The sequence below is a fragment of the Rhodococcus sp. MH15 genome (assembly GCF_019266045.1).
In the GTDB taxonomy this organism is placed as follows: Bacteria; Actinomycetota; Actinomycetes; order Mycobacteriales; family Mycobacteriaceae; genus Rhodococcus_F; species Rhodococcus_F qingshengii.
In genome coordinates, this window is the sequence record NZ_LPNP01000041.1 from 1 (window position 1) to 14,545 (window position 14,545).

The 14,545-nt window shown below is 58.8% G+C and carries 13 protein-coding genes; 3 read left to right on the forward strand and 10 right to left on the reverse strand.

Annotation, left to right across the window (positions count from 1 at the left end; genetic code table 11):
* Window positions 1–603: 603 nt before the first annotated feature.
* From ATN37_RS00785 to ATN37_RS00800, 4 genes are all read right to left on the reverse strand, one after another.
* Window positions 604–1,404, reverse strand: coding sequence for a hypothetical protein (locus ATN37_RS00785; protein ID WP_218694602.1), 801 nt, complete (start codon window positions 1,402–1,404; stop codon window positions 604–606).
* Between the two features lie 575 nt (window positions 1,405–1,979).
* Window positions 1,980–2,150 (reverse strand): hypothetical protein, encoded by a 171-nt coding sequence (locus ATN37_RS00790; RefSeq protein WP_218694603.1) that lies wholly within the window; start codon window positions 2,148–2,150, stop codon window positions 1,980–1,982.
* 409 nt (window positions 2,151–2,559) lie between these two features.
* Window positions 2,560–3,366, reverse strand: a complete 807-nt coding sequence (locus ATN37_RS00795) for a hypothetical protein (RefSeq protein WP_218694604.1) — start codon at window positions 3,364–3,366, stop codon at window positions 2,560–2,562.
* A gap of 518 nt (window positions 3,367–3,884) precedes the next feature.
* Complete coding sequence (locus tag ATN37_RS00800; RefSeq protein WP_218694605.1) at window positions 3,885–4,256, reverse strand: hypothetical protein; 372 nt, start codon at window positions 4,254–4,256, stop codon at window positions 3,885–3,887.
* 234 nt (window positions 4,257–4,490) lie between these two features.
* Here ATN37_RS00800 and ATN37_RS00805 point away from each other — a divergent pair, with 234 nt between their 5' ends.
* A complete protein-coding gene (locus tag ATN37_RS00805; protein WP_218694606.1) occupies window positions 4,491–6,161 on the forward strand; it encodes a HEPN domain-containing protein in 1,671 nt (556 codons plus the stop codon).
* Between the two features lie 673 nt (window positions 6,162–6,834).
* On the opposite strand, the gene ATN37_RS00810 is transcribed toward ATN37_RS00805, so the two are convergent.
* Complete coding sequence (locus ATN37_RS00810) at window positions 6,835–7,020, reverse strand: hypothetical protein (RefSeq protein WP_218694607.1); 186 nt, start codon at window positions 7,018–7,020, stop codon at window positions 6,835–6,837.
* Window positions 7,017–7,232 (reverse strand): antitoxin VbhA family protein, encoded by a 216-nt coding sequence (locus ATN37_RS00815; protein ID WP_218694608.1) that lies wholly within the window; start codon window positions 7,230–7,232, stop codon window positions 7,017–7,019. Before ATN37_RS00815 ends, ATN37_RS00810 begins: the two co-directional genes overlap by 4 nt.
* Window positions 7,233–7,464: 232 nt before the next feature.
* Here ATN37_RS00815 and ATN37_RS00820 point away from each other — a divergent pair, with 232 nt between their 5' ends.
* Window positions 7,465–8,685, forward strand: a complete 1,221-nt coding sequence (locus ATN37_RS00820) for a hypothetical protein (protein WP_218694609.1) — start codon at window positions 7,465–7,467, stop codon at window positions 8,683–8,685.
* Between the two features lie 1,042 nt (window positions 8,686–9,727).
* On the opposite strand, the gene ATN37_RS00825 is transcribed toward ATN37_RS00820, so the two are convergent.
* Window positions 9,728–10,114: a hypothetical protein gene (locus ATN37_RS00825; RefSeq protein WP_218694611.1), complete on the reverse strand. Its 387-nt coding sequence runs from the start codon at window positions 10,112–10,114 to the stop codon at window positions 9,728–9,730.
* Between the two features lie 1,173 nt (window positions 10,115–11,287).
* Window positions 11,288–13,132 carry a cutinase family protein gene (locus ATN37_RS00830; protein WP_218694613.1) on the reverse strand — a complete coding sequence of 615 codons (1,845 nt, stop codon included), beginning with the start codon at window positions 13,130–13,132 and terminating at the stop codon, window positions 11,288–11,290.
* Between the two features lie 354 nt (window positions 13,133–13,486).
* On the opposite strand from ATN37_RS00830, the gene ATN37_RS00835 reads away from it, so the two are divergent.
* Complete coding sequence (locus ATN37_RS00835; RefSeq protein WP_218694616.1) at window positions 13,487–13,795, forward strand: hypothetical protein; 309 nt, start codon at window positions 13,487–13,489, stop codon at window positions 13,793–13,795.
* A 6-nt stretch (window positions 13,796–13,801) separates the two neighbouring features.
* Here the strand turns inward: ATN37_RS00835 and ATN37_RS00840 are convergent, their stop codons facing one another.
* Complete coding sequence (locus ATN37_RS00840; protein ID WP_218694618.1) at window positions 13,802–14,137, reverse strand: hypothetical protein; 336 nt, start codon at window positions 14,135–14,137, stop codon at window positions 13,802–13,804.
* 94 nt (window positions 14,138–14,231) lie between these two features.
* Window positions 14,232–14,390, reverse strand: coding sequence for a hypothetical protein (locus ATN37_RS00845; RefSeq protein ID WP_218694620.1), 159 nt, complete (start codon window positions 14,388–14,390; stop codon window positions 14,232–14,234).
* Window positions 14,391–14,545 lie beyond the last annotated feature (155 nt).

The following is a 14,545-nucleotide window of genomic DNA, read 5'->3' on the forward strand; positions in this document are numbered from 1 at the left end:
CTTGTTCGTTCACGCGACAAGGCTGTTCTGAACAGTCTGACGGAGGCAACCACCAGTGCGTCGTGGCGTGCACGTGAAGCTGCCGCGATGGCCGTTCAGGCGATAGGCGACACGGATCCGCAATTGTCGGCGGTGCCGGGAAAGCCAGGCAGGCGGTGCGCGTAAAAGTCGCCGAGTTCACCGCCTTCGGCGGACTCCGCCGAAACCCGCGGCCGGGTGTCGGTGAGCGCTTTGTCCAGCAATACGTCCAGGCGGTCTGCTCGGGTGGTAGGAGCGAGCGTGAACGAATTTTGCTCGCAGTCAACCGTTTTCGGTGAACTGCGTGATGTCGAGTTCGTAGCCGGCGCGGCGGGCGAGTTCGGAGAAGAACACGAATTGTGTTCTGGTGTTTCCTTCTCGGAAGTTATCTGCACCCTCGTTTCAGGTGTACATCATGTGCGACACAAGACCATTGACTCCTTGAATAACTGTGGTGGACCGATTATCTTGTCTTTCCAACCGGAACGACATGCGGCGCCATTTGGGAAATCGTAGAAAGCGGACCAGACAGCATTTTTCCGTCAACCAGTTGAATCGTGTTGATTGACGCGATCGCCGGGTTGATTACGTCTGGGAGGAGCGTCCGAGGCGCTGTTGGGCGCTGACCACGAGTTGATGGCTGTTCCTTTGAATCGATTCGGTAATCGCAACAGGTGTCAGTATCTCGCCGGTTGAACTATCGAGAATCGGATGAAAATTGGGGAAGTTCATATAGGTGCGTTCGATCCATGTGCTCAGCTGTCGATATGACTTGTGTAATTTGTCGAGATCCGCACGTACTTGCGGATCTGATACCGTCCACATCGCTTCCAAAAAGATGTCTTTCACTGATGCTGCCAGTTTCAGCGCGTTCTTTTGGACTGCATGAAATTCGACAAGTTTCTCGGCGCGCATCGCGCTCACACTGTCGTCTGGTGCATCTGAATCGGGGTTAAGCGAGTTTGTGTTGGCGGCCGCATCTGCCTGTGCGTAGTCGTACCATCGGTCTGTGATCTCGTTGACGAGTTCATTTTGCGCGCGCAGGCTTGACCAGACGTTTCCCACCGCACCGAGTTGTTCTCGCCGACTATCTTCGGCCAGTTGGATGCCTAGTGACCGCATCGCTGAGCTCTGGGCTTCTCGTGACATCTTGACGGCGAACCAGACTGAAGTAGCTGTCACTACGCCAGAAAACCAAGCGCCGCTTGCGGCCCAACCGCTGGCGGTCCAACTTTTGGGATTCAGTTGGGGCCAAATAAGGACTCCAACCGCTGCCGATCCTGCGATCAGCACAAGCACGCAAGTGCCGAGCACGACAAGTTCGATCGCGCGAATCCCGCCCGGTGGGTTTTCAGTTGCTGGTGCCCTGTGTTGTTTCTCGTTCACGTTGGGATGGTAGCGATAGTGCAGGATTCGCCGGCAAACACCATTGGAAAGCTGAATTTCCTGACAGGATGTGGATCATCCAGAACGACTTACCGTTATTCAGTGGCAGGTTTTGTCGGTTACCCTGCTGTACGTCGGAGTGGCGATTAGCGGCGTTGAGTTTGCTCAACAAAATAACTGAATCTATGAATCAGATGTGGCGTCAGGGTCGTGTGCAGTATGGAGTTCAGGCGTGAAGATGTCCAACCAGTAGGTCGAGTCGATACTCTTCCTGTAGGTCAGGACCAGGTAAGAGCACCAAGCCGCGAACCAAGAGTGGAAAACCTCGCTGGATCCCAAGGCAGAACTCAGTTCGGAGAGTCCGACCCGATAAAACGTACGCTGGAAGTCCTCGTGCACTTGTTCAAGGTCAAGCTCCTTGAACGCCGAGGCCAAGCTCATCCATTCGCCATAGGACGGGCGCCAATCGTCGGGAAGGATGGGATCCTCCCATTCCGACGTTTGCGAGATCATCCCGGACCGCTCGGCGCAACATTCCATCCACCTGATCCAGACATAATCCCAGTTGCCGCGAGTTAGACCGCCTTGCCGTAGTACATGTGAAACGGATCAAACTGGGCGACGACGTCGAGGCCAGGGAACCGAATCTCGATGTTCTCAATTGCGGTGATCGAGGGAACCCAATCGAACGGTAGAAACTCAGGCTCGCCGAAGGCGGACCACGGCAGGGCGGCTGTCTCTGACATGTTGTTGGTTTATCAGTCTCGAGCCAGCGAAGTTGAGAAATGGTGCTGATTGGACCCCAAGTTCAGCGCCTGGTGAAAATATCAATGAGATTTGTGATTTTCATCGATCTGGATGCCGAGACGTGCGGTGCGCAGGATTATCGTCCGACGACTTTTTTGCGAGCAATTCGATTCGGTTCCGCGAAGGCGTAAGCAGTGTGCCTGCCGCCGCCGCAGTTCCCAGTTTCCGCTCTCTCGGGTCCCAACTACCCCTGCCTTGGTGGCGAGCTAACTCCGGCAAGCGGCGGTGACAAGCAAAAAAGTCGTGTGGCTGGCCCAGCTAACAGTGAGCGCATTGTGACTGCACCACGAGCGCCCGGCTCCAGCTGCGGACAGGGTTGCGAGCGCGCCGTGCTCAGTTCGTTGCAGACTACGCCGCGCCCTCCGAAGGCTCGACAACGTGCCATCGCACGGAATCCCAGTACCATCCGAATCCGTCCTCTGCCATCAACCACAGATGCGTAATCTCCGCCGGCAACGTAGGTTCGCGTGGAGGGAGCTGACGCGCCCGTAAAGGTTCGGTGTACTGCTGGTAGTCATTTGAGAACGCCGTGCCAACCACTGGTGAAGGTACCTTCTCGATCCGGAGGAAGAGACCACCATAGGGTTGGTCGTCCCGCAAGCCCACCTTCCGACGAATGCCCTTCTGATCCTTGTCAGAACGAGCGAGCCATTCTTCGACCATCACCAACGTAACGAGAGGATCGGTTGGCCCGACAGTGCCCCACTGGAAGCTGCACAAAACCTGAGCTGGACATGGGTCGCGATGGCGCTCCACACTGATCACACCGCCCACTTCCGCCAGCTGCAGCGCGAGCTGTTGAAGGTGGGGGTCCCTCTGGTATCCCGGCCTGAGTGTCTCAATGTCCTGCTGCTCGAGAGCCCTGAGAGCCGGCACCAATCGTTCCCGAACCGGCTTCAGTCGCGCCCCATAGGTGAGAAAGACCAACCACGTTCCTTCCAACGATGAATCGTCAAATCCATCGCCGAGTTCCTTTTTGAAGGTCGCCTCACTTTCCTTGAAGTCACTATTAGTGATCGTGCCAACTTCCAGGATTCCCAACTGTTGTCGGGTAGGGTCAGTAGAAGGGCGATCGAACACCTTGTAGTCGACCATCTCGTTTACAGACCCGTCGTCATTGAGATCCAACGTTACGTGAGCATGCGCCTCGACCACCGATCGTGCCCACATTTCCTCGCAGGACTCGCCCTTAGCTCGCCTAGCTTGTCGGACCATCTCTAGCTCCTCCGTCGTTCTACTCCTCCAGCGCCTGGGACGGGATTAACCACTGCCCACGCAGCGGAAATTGAGAAAACCCGCCATCCGAACGTCGAACTACTTAAGTATTGATTGCGCACATAACCACCTCTTAACGAGCTATTCGCGTGAAGAGTTCCCCGAGCACGGGTCCATTGATGCATCTACTGTCGGTGCCTCAAATACTGTTATGTGCTCGGCCATAGCTCACCGAGGGCTTCGGGCTGCTGGACGCGATGTCAACTGCATTGGCATTAACGAAGTGTCGATTATCGAACTTGCAACGTGACAGTTGGCAGTGGGATAAGGCAAGTTGGTGACTGCGCCCCCGCGAAACGCCTTCACGAAGACAGCACTCACTCCTCAGTGTTCCTACAAACGACGCCGCCCCGACCCTCAAACGAGGCGTCGGGACGGCGTGTGTCGTGCAGGATTTGCTAGTCGCGCACTTCAGCGTCTTCGAGCAAGGCGTACAAGGCCTTGAATACCGGCTCAGGCGTTATTCCATAGTCCAGCCGTTCGATGGTCATATCACCCTTATGAAAGTAGGTTTCGATCACAACGATGCCGCCGTTTTCCACAAATACTGGCAGGGAGGAGTGGCCGCCTCGCCGTGGAAATTGATGCGTGTAACCGGCATCCCCTGGTCCAAATGTCTCCATCAGCTCGAAGACCGGATGGAAGCCCTCGTAAAACCGCTCGGGATGCATATCGGTGCGCTCACTGGGCGATAGGGGGCGGCTCGTTGGCGGCCCCAATGCCTCGAAAAGGGCATGCATAGCCGAAAGAATATGACTGTTGTCGACCACGTTCTTGCTCCGAACTCAGGTAGGTGCCTCAGTGACATAGCGTGCACGGCCACGACAATAAGGACTTGGGTCACTCGCTACTCTATCAAGCAAGACCCTCAAAGCGCGAAAGCTCTCATCGAGAACGAAACCGCCCGACCCACACGAAGGTCGGGGGAAGTCACTGTGACCCACCAGCATCAGCCGTCGTCACGCGCGTGACGGCAGAGAACCGGGGCGTGAGACTGTATTGCCATGACGCACCCGTCCGACTTTCCCGACTGGGGACACTTCCTCGAAGCCCAGGGGGTCGACTTTCGTCTGGCCTACTTTGACCTCGCTCGGGCCTATGGAACCGACTTTCTCGACTTCATCTGCGCGTTCGACGGCAAGTGGGGAATAGACCACTCTATTCCCACTGATGCGCAGCGGTCCGTGATTTCGGAAGCCCGTGCACAGATGATCTCGATGCAGGAGATCGCCGACAGTAATGACCGACGGATCACCACTGCCCGGCAGCTTGCTGGATATGTCGCCGGCCTCGGAACGTCGCGGGCCAACGACTGGCACCAGCGCTGCGGCGGCCGGGTGCCGGAAACTACCGATGATGGCACAGTCGAGGCCGCCTTCCGGATTCTTGCACGCGACTTCTTGGGATTTCGTCTCCTAGGAACCACGCACATCGCCGCAGTCCTCGACGCGCACCCCATCGCCGATTCACTCTTCAGCCGATTCACCGATGACGAGCCACTTGGGCGAATGTTCAAGGAGGCCGTCGCATGCTCCACCGCGACTGGGCTCGAAGCACAGATGGACAAGGAAAACCCGCGTTGGGCCGCTCTGTTTCCTCTGTGGTCCGATGGAAACCGCTCTACGCTCAAGTTTCACGACATCCCGGGCGACATCCTCCACAGTGCAGTAGTGACTAAGTATGCAGCCAACGATGCGGTCGAGGCGGTACAGAACTCCACTGTTGCGTTGCTGGAACTGGCTCGCAATCTGTCCGCCGGTGAAACCGTCTCAACGGCCACCTACGTCGGGTTGGCAGGGCTCAGGCTGGAGGACAGCGTCGAGGCAATCGGACTCGAAGGTATCCGACTTCGCCGATCGACGCCTCTCGACCCTGGATGCCTGAATGGGACAACACAGATCTGGATGATTGCGGAGATCGACACCGAACTGCGATACCTTGACAACAAGGTCCAGCCCTTCAATCACCACGACGCTCTCGATATCACGTTCGTTGGGCGTTCCGCCGAACATACCGAGATAGTCGAAACACACCGAAGATTTTTAGCGTCCCAACTTGAGCGTCTTCGATTTTCGGTTCTCCTGTCATCGGGTGTCGACGACGCACTCGCATCGAACGCGACGTTCACGATGATCGCGAATCCCATGACCGGGACGGCAGAGCCCTTGCAAACCAACCTGCCTCACAATTCATCGGCACACGAACTCGACGGCAAGATAGCAGATGCGTTGAGCATCTGGTTGCCGAGAGTCATGGCCATGCCTGAGTATCTATCCCTCCCCATGCGAAGGCTGCTGCGAGCCGCCGCGGAACGCGATGACCCTGTCGATTCCTTGGTTGACGCGGTCGTGTGCTGGGAGGGATTGTTCGGAGCGACCCCTGAGATTAGTTTCCAGGTGACCGGTGCGATGTCCGTGCTTCTCGAACCTAGCGACATGGCCAGTCGCGAGGCTCTTTTCAAGGAACTACGCGACATATATAACAGCCGCAGCAAGGTAGTCCACGGCTCAGTCGAGGTTGGTGCGAGGAAGTTCACGCACACCGATGCTGTCAATCAAGCGCAACGAACAGTCGCTCTGGGAATCGCGGCTTTCCGCGCAGTGCTCGAAAGTCCACACCTAACGAGTGAGTCAGAATCCAGATTACGTAGTCGCAGGGTTCTCCTGGGATTCTGATCGGACACGACGTTTCGATCACATCCACCAGTCGAACAAGTTGACGGTCGTCTGACGCTAACCAAGATCAGCGGCATCGTGGTGCGTCGACGACACTGTCCACGACAGGAACTGCAGGTACAGACCGCATCACCGATGAATTGACTAGAGATAATTTTCGTTGTGGATGGTGTTGATTTCTCCCCAGTGTTCGACGAGACCGGTGGGAATTCTTCGCGGTTTCGGCCGCGCAGGCGATCGTGTTTGGCGAGTCGACGAAATTGGAGGTTGGCGGCATCAGGCATGGCCGGGGCTGGGTAGTAGCCGTAGTTCACCATGGGCGCGAGGATCGCCTGGCGGGTAATGGCCGACGGCGGGTCCGCGCTTTTACGCATCTCGCTGGGCGGACCCGTGCGTTCTTCTCCGGCCCAGTCGTACACGTCCTGAAGAGTGCTCGGTGGATGGCTTTGAGTTGGTTGTGTCGAATGAACCGCGAATGAACCGCGAATGGGGTCGAGTTGGCTGCGACCAGGCGCACAGACGCGGCGCGCTCTTCGAACAGCCGGAGCTTGTCGGGATCTGTGGTTCCGTAAGGTTCGGTTGCGCTGGTCAGTTTGTTGCGTAGAACAGTTGTTCCGGCGATGTAATAGTCATCCCAGGAACGAAACCGTGGAGTTTTCCGCGGCAAGGGAAGTCAGTACCCCAGTTCGCGGCGAAGCGCGGCGACTTCTCCTTCCTGAGTGCGAGTTCCGGAAGCGACCCGGCGAGCGGCCGCTTCATCGGCCGGGGTGAAAGTTCCGCCGGCCAGGCGAATTCCCGCTGCGGCGAACTTGACGGATTCTTCGATGTCGCGAGAGCCGGATTTGCGTGCTGCGGTCATGGGCGCCCCTTGCGTTCGTTCAATGCTGCGGCGGGGGCAAGTTCGACGGCTTCGTCGCCGGTGATTTCTCCGCGTAGTTGTCGGCGTCCGATGGCGATGTCCGCGGCGGTGGGCTCCATGCCCGCCATGCGGTGACCGGCTGTGGCGGCGGCGATCGCGCGGTCGATCTGGGCTTCCGTCAGGCGTGGCTGCGGGTTGGATGCGGTGCTCACCGGTGCTCCTTCACCGTCGCAGGGGACAGTGCGGTCACACAGAAGGGATCTATTCACTATTTTACCTGATCATTGCTATTTTCCGGCGGCATCCGGGCCCCACGGAGGCAGTCGGAACCGGTTCCCTGGCTGTTCTGGCGGAGCTCGTACGGGCGATGTCAGTGGAGCAAGGCAGAATGCCATGAGAAGAACGTGAATATGCATTCGCATGGGCGGGTGGAAGGAGTCGCACGTGGGTGACCTGTCGCCGATCGAGCCGGACGGGCTGGGCATCGAGGACTCGATGGAGCTGATGGTCATCGACGACGAGCTCGGTACCGCGCTTGTCGGTACCGAAGATGCCATTGCGGCCTTTGCGCTCGAGTGGGACACAGCGCTCTCACCTGTCCCGATCGACTCCGGCACAATGTTGCCGAAGATGGCCAGTCAGGCATTCGGGGGCCGCGCGGTCGGAGCCGCATACGCGGTTGGCAAGCGATACCACGAGCTGTTCGCTCGGCCGAAATCCGGGGCAACCGTCACTTATCACAAGATGGTGCGTAATCCACAAAGCGGCAAGATCATCTCCAACGCGCGGATCGCGAACCCCGGCGCGATGGTGGCGGGGGTAGGACCGCAGATGGTTGCGATCGCCGCGTTAGAAGCGGCGATCAGCGCCCAGTTCGACCAGGTCCATGAGCACCTGGACGTGATCGAAGACAAGGTGGACGAGCTACTCCGATTGGCCGAGGCTCATCGGATCGGGGACGTGTACGGACAGCACCGTCTCCTCTCGGCCAAAGTGCGGGACCTGGCGTCGGGGCATGCATTGACCAACACAGATTGGTCATCGATCGCCTCGCTGGGGGCAGATTTGGAAGTCGGGATTGAGAGACTTCGGGTCCATGCCGTCAAACAGTTGGAAACGCTGGACGGACGCGCTGGCCCAGGCAAGCGATCCGAGCAGCTTGAGCAGCTGTTGAACAAAAACAGACTCGGAGAGACCCTGCAACTGCTGGTCGTAGCCCAGAAATCACTGTTTCAGTGGCACAAGCTCAGGCTGGAACAGGTGCGAAACACTGAGCCGCAGCACGTGGACCAAACCATTACCAGCGCGCGCACAACCCTTCGCGAGCAGCACGAGGCCGACATACAGCTAGTTACGCGGATGCGAGAGGTCTTGGAAATTAATGCCGTGCTGCGCCTGAGCGAAGCGCATCACAAGATTGCCGCCCGCGGTCTTGGCCGGCACCGCGACGCGCTGCGCGAAATTCTGGATCAGTTTATTCAGGCTCGGAACCTGCAGATTACGCAGTGGGACAGCCCGGAACATGCGCGGATCGCCGATGTATTCGTCGCGGCGAAGGACCGGACGTCTGAAGTATTGACGTCCGGGCGACGCCAGTTGGCACGAGGTGCCGCCAACGTCGCCGCGTGGGCCGAGCCCGAACCGAAGGAACCCAAGGACTGCTGACAGCGACCATGCGAACCGTACGGGAAGAGCTCAGCTCCTCGATCTAGTTACGTAGGAGTTCCGTGCGGCGAGTCCGCCGGGACAGTCTCATCGCCGGCCCATGAACGTCCCGCTCGATGTTCAGGCACGTACTTCCAGCCCAGTTGGCCATCGACCGACGAACATCGATCGTCGCCGGAATCGGAGTCGGAGTCGGAGTCGCGCCACTCTTCGGAGCACAACCTGCCGTTGCTTGTCGCGATCGACGTGGTATTAACGGGGGTCTTACGAGATCCTGTCAGGCCGGCCCGTTGTTCAATAGCGCGTTCGGCACGGCCGCCGAGGCAGGTCGGTGGATTATTCAGACTTGGTGTTTCACAAGCCGTTTCCGCTGGCCCGGGCGATCCCTAAGGCGCCTTCGAGGGGCACGGAGCCGGATCCGTCCCGCGGAGTAGCGGCGTGTCGCACCCCCGGAAGCGTAGATTTTCCCCTCGACGATATGTCGGCCACCCAGACCCCAGCCGCTTCCCGCCTCTCGAGCGCACCGCTCCTGTGCACAGCGCCTGCACCGTAACGCGCCACTATCAGGTGCGATGGACGAAGTAAGGCAGGGGAAGGAGAGACATATGATCGGGCGCCTACCTGATTTTCCCGAAGAAGTTCTGTTCTGGTACGCATTCTTGCTGCCACTGGCCGCCTGGTGGAATCCACTCTGAGGAGACGAAACGATGATCGGATACTTACCTGACCTGTTTGTCATTCCTCCCGTCTGGGGGTGGGCCAGCACAGCCTGGAACGCATTTGCCACATGGTGGAATCAGTTCTGACTTCGCTTGATCACCATCAACTCCGCCGAATTATCGACGTCGAACATGCCATGAATCAAACCATCCGTTGGTTTGCACGGTGATACCAAGAGGTCAAGAGAGGATGTGCGGGTCTGGAAGTCGGATGATTCAAAGCGTGGGCCGTGCTCTTCCTGGATTCTTCCTGGACTTTGGCGTGATGGGCGGTAGAAGACCGGGTTCGTCGATTCGGCTGCGGCGGACGCTCTGCAGGTAGTTCAGGTACGGTTTTCGAGTTTGTCCGCCACTCGTTTGCCCAGAAGTTTGTCCACGGGGTGCCGATCGATCTGATTCAGCGTCAAAGAAGACTCGGGGTGGGTCAATCGGGTCACGACCTCGGTCGATGGCTCCGGCACCTCCAGCGCCACCTCACGTGCTTCGACGGAGTCGATATTCTCGTACACCCAATCGTTCGCGTCGTCTTCTCGACCGAAGTCCGCGGTCAGGAACCAGTTGGCGAGGAACATGCGACTTTTCGGCAGCAGCGTCCACACTTTTTCACGGTCGATCGCAGCGCGTGCACCCGGTCGCATGACGGCGAGCCATTCCAGTGCGCCGCTCGACGCATTGCTGACCCGCCAGAATTCCCAACCATCTTTAGCCACGTACGTCACTTCCTCGTTCTGGTCGGTCCACTGGGTTCGCCGAAGACTTATCTTGCCGCACCTTCATCATTGCCGCTGGCGAGGGAACGTCCTTTGCGATGCCTCCTGCGGCATTGATGAATTGGTTTGATACCTTTCGCAATGTCGGCGCACCTATACACAATGCAAGCCGGCCCGACGGTGTCGGAGAGGTGTGAGAGCATCCGATATGGGCCGACGACGGAAGAACAAAAATTCGGTAGAGCCAAGCGAAAACAAACGCCAAAGGGTTGCACGTGCCGAGTTGAAGCAGGTGGAGCAGTTCTTACGAGCTGCGACCGACGTCGCATCTGCTCGCCCACTCTCCGAGCGTGAGCGCGAACTGGTGGCCGAAGCTCGTCGACTGCGCCGGCAACTATACATGCGGCTAGGTCCGAAGCCTCTTCCTGCGGCGAAGAAAATTCCGCATTGCGGAAGGCCAGCCCCGGCCGGAGGAATCCGCTCTGTCGTTTCCGGCGGTCTGCCCGGAACGGGTAAACGCCGATAAACAAACGGCTGGCAGTCCGCAGGGCACACCTCCTACTGTGGTCCCGGTCCGCCCACCGGTCGTCTGTGACACGTAAAGTGCACTCGCACTGCATGAACGGCACTGCGCAGGTTCCGCAAGATCGCCTGTCCACTCGCCGACTTCCAGAATCACACCGCCGTTGTGCGAATCGCGTTCGACCGGGAAAGAGAGCGTCGCCCAGTGCAGCACTCAGCGTCGACTCCGGTGCGCGACTTGGTAGCAATACGCCTCTGCGACAGCGTATACCATTGCTGCACAGCACATCTCGCAGTCAGTTTATGTGACATCATATAAGTTGTTGACGATAATGATGGGGAATTTTCTGGTGCACGGATCGATCGCCGCACAGGGATTCGGATGTTTGGCGTGCCGCGATGAAGTGTCTGCATGTACCCCCCAATTTCAACCTTGCGACCGCCCTCGAAAGAAGACCCCGGATACACGACTCGACAACGTGAACTCGTCGACGAAGTAGAAACGACGCTCGGCTGGGATAAACCAGCCGAGCGCCTGCACGATCTACCTCGGTCCGCAAACTGAGACCACCCGCGTTGCAACTCCTGTCAGAGCCTCGTCTGTGGGAAGTTGCTAGTCCGAGGATGAACGCTATCCGCGTGTTTCAGGTGTCAACTCCCGAACAAGATGGCCGCGCTTCCGCTTCCGGACCCGAGACCATCCTCAACCCCATCCTCTGGACCGAATGAGAAGACAGGAGTTGATGTCGAAGCCGAGTCGACCACTGTGACTGGTACCGATACAGAACGCCCACCTGGCTGTTGGACGATCAGATGATGATCGCCGAGGTCAGCATCGTCCGGAACACGTACCAGCGCTGTCGCATTTCCGTTCTCATCGGTTGTGAAATTGCCAATCACCTGGGGTGTCGAGGCGAAGAGCGCCAAGCTGGGCTGATTCGCGATCCAGCCTCCCACCGAGAACAAAATCTCCTGCCCTCGTTGCAGCAGCGTCGGAGTGCGCTCGACTGAGGGGAGGGTGTAACCAAGATCCCGCATTACGCGGAAGGCGCCACACTGGTAGAGCACCACATTCTTTTCCCCGTTGACTGGGCAGGTGATCTTCGTATCTGGGGAGCCGTACGATCCGTGGATTCCTTTCCCGAACACGACATCCACGGGAGGATTGCAAATGATGTCCCCACTCAGGCAGAACGAACTGACCACGTTCGGGTGAGACGAGAGATAATCGCTGATGTCCGCGTCACCGTTGGTAACACCCGCCGCGACGACCCCGAGAGCCTTGTACGACGTTCCCTCGTGCCGCTCACCGGCGCGGCCGGGGCGGAGGTTGGGGTCACCGAAGTACACGACAGATTTGACGAGTGCGAGTTCCGGTGCCGTAACAGCCTGCTTCTGCGCTAGGTATCGATTGACGACATTTGCTCCCTGTGAGTACCCGGCGAGGACGATGCGTGCACTGTTGCTGCATTTCGTATGCAGTGCTGAGATGATCCGTCCCAGATTCGATGCACCGATGTCGACGGACTCCCGGTAGTCGTTCGTGTAGTAGCCGATGCTGGCCCCCACGCCGATGGCGGGGTACGACACCGACATGATGTTGAAGTCGTAGTCGACGGACTGTTGACGTTGTAGGAAGCCGAACATCGGCGCGAGGCTCTCACCCATACCGAGATTGACTGCCCCCTCTTCCGTGTACGGCTTGTTCGTGCGCGCGTGCGTCCGGAAGTAGGAAAGATCAAGGCTTTGTGGTGATTCGCCCGAGCCTCGAACTCCGATGAAAGTAGGTGAATCGCAATCGATGTCGCTGCGGATCTCTGCTGATCCAGTGGTGACGGCAGCTGATATAGCGTCGCTGAGTTCCGTGGTGTTCGTCGCTGTGAAGTATCGCCCGCCAGTAGCTTCTGCGATGCAGCTGAGCTCACTTTCCGCTACATCCGGGGCGTTGAAACCGACTGCGTGGACGCGGAAGTCGATGCCGAGTCGGGTTTTGAGTTCAGCTGCGACCGCGCAGGGATCTCCGCAAGTGCTCTGGCCGTCGCTGATGAGGATGATGGTGCGATCGCCTGTGGACGGGAGATCCCCGGCCGCTGCGCGCAGAGCGTCTGGTGTGGGGGTGGTGCCTCCTGCTGTGAGTTGATTAGTGGCGTTGTTGAGTTGATCGCGGTTGTCGGTTGCCACTGGAACCAGCAACTGTCCACCGTTACCGCAGTCGCCCGCAAAGGAACGCAGACCGGCAGCTTGTCCCGAGGAGAGTGCTCCAATCCCGGCACGGAGTGCATCCTTCGCTTGCGCCAACGGTGATCCAGTCATCGACCCCGACGTGTCGACGACGAACAGCACGCTCGACGTGGTCTCCTCTGCCTGGGCAGTTGGTGTCGAAAACAAGCCGAATGTCAGAGCGAACGCCGCTAGCGCGGCCAACGCCGCATGGCCGACAGTTCTCGGCGCGAGCGGTCTTGCACGCGAAACCGTCTGACCTCGTGTATATGACATTCCGTTCCTCTCGACAGCTTCATTTCGATCGCCGACATGCTCGTGCGTTGCGCAGCATGTCGGTTCTATCAATTACGACACGGAGCTGTCTGTCAGTCGATCGGAGTACATGTCTGCAAGCAAATAAAGAGACAGTCGGCATCGCAGTGTTCCCTCGTGCGCAACTCACAACGTCTCGCGATGCCCTGGTGTCAGGGGACATCGCTCCGGCCATACTCGGCGAGAGGTACGGATGATCGGTTACGGCAGCCTCGATCGCGGGAACAAGATGTTGGCGCCCTTCCGATTTCGCCAGATACGTCACCGCGCCGTTGTCGAGGCAGTCCAGGATCGTCGCTGCGCATGGAGTAGACGATGACGCGGTATCCGGCGTCGGTGAGGGTGCCGACCGTGTCCAAGTCGGGAGGCGGCGAGCCGTCCCTGAACTGCAAATCCAGCACCACCGCGTCGATACGCACGCCCTACGTCTGCTCGATCGCGCAGAAACTCTGTCGGGCACAGGTATCGTCCGGCGACCGCGATCGGCGGTGTGGCTCCCGTGCATCAGGAGACGAGGCCTTCGTGCACTACGTCGTGGTCGTCGATCAATGCGACAGTGACGTCGGTCAGATCGATGCGGTCATTGAATCGGTCCTCTCTTGCGGGCAACTCGCCCTCGGTTGACTGTGTTCACAGCGCAACGTCCGACATCGGTTCGGCCCGCGCCGATGCCGGAACGGCGGTGGCCCGCACCCAGATCAGGCCCTCGTCGAATTCGACCCGCACCTGAATCTCGGTCGTCTCGACCCATTCGAGGTCCTCGACGTGGGTGGGGTCGCAGTCCGGCGACGACGCTGATCTGAAGCTGCGGGTCTCGGTGACCACGATTCGGGCATGCGCTCGGGCGGCGGGGACGACCAGAGCGGGGACCTCCAACAGGGTGGTGCGTACGTGAGCCTCTACCGGGGACAGGTTCGGTGGTATCTCACAGGGTCCAGGCGAGTCGGCGCACAGTGGGAGTGTCATTGAATTCGGCTGAGGTGATGGCATTTTCGGCGATGCCGATGATGGCTGGGTTTTGCGCGCTCAGCGCTTCCGCGTATCCGGTCCTTGGCGTTACTCATGCTGCATCCTCGGTTCCGATTTCCAAAAGCTCTTCTACTGCATCGCTGTAGGCGGTGTTCGCTGCGTTGTCGATCGGGAGGCTGAATTCCCGAGCGAACTGCTCGCGCCGGCCGACTGTCGCTTTGAGGATGTGATCGCCTGGCTCAGTGTTCATTTCGCGGAACACTTCGTTGGAACCGGCGTTTCGGTGCGATCGCAGCCGTTTTCCTGCCGCGAAACATCGTCCAGATCGGCGCTGAGGACGGCGCGGCGCAGGAGACGTCCCTCCTACCTGCTCACTGATCGGAAAGGCTGCGCGTGTAAATCCGC

What these genes read in the sequence shown, in the direction of transcription:
- ATN37_RS00790 (WP_218694603.1), bottom strand. Translation starts at nt 2,150, where the DNA reads ATGTCAGAGACAGCCGCCCTGCCGTGGTCCGCCTTCGGCGAGCCTGAG.
- ATN37_RS00805 (WP_218694606.1), top strand. Translation starts at nt 4,491, where the DNA reads ATGACGCACCCGTCCGACTTTCCCGACTGGGGACACTTCCTCGAAGCC.
- ATN37_RS00810 (WP_218694607.1), bottom strand. Translation starts at nt 7,020, where the DNA reads ATGACCGCAGCACGCAAATCCGGCTCTCGCGACATCGAAGAATCCGTC.
- ATN37_RS00830 (WP_218694613.1), bottom strand. Translation starts at nt 13,132, where the DNA reads ATGTCATATACACGAGGTCAGACGGTTTCGCGTGCAAGACCGCTCGCG.
- ATN37_RS00835 (WP_218694616.1), top strand. Translation starts at nt 13,487, where the DNA reads ATGACGCGGTATCCGGCGTCGGTGAGGGTGCCGACCGTGTCCAAGTCG.
- ATN37_RS00840 (WP_218694618.1), bottom strand. Translation starts at nt 14,137, where the DNA reads ATGACACTCCCACTGTGCGCCGACTCGCCTGGACCCTGTGAGATACCA.
- ATN37_RS00845 (WP_218694620.1), bottom strand. Translation starts at nt 14,390, where the DNA reads ATGAACACTGAGCCAGGCGATCACATCCTCAAAGCGACAGTCGGCCGG.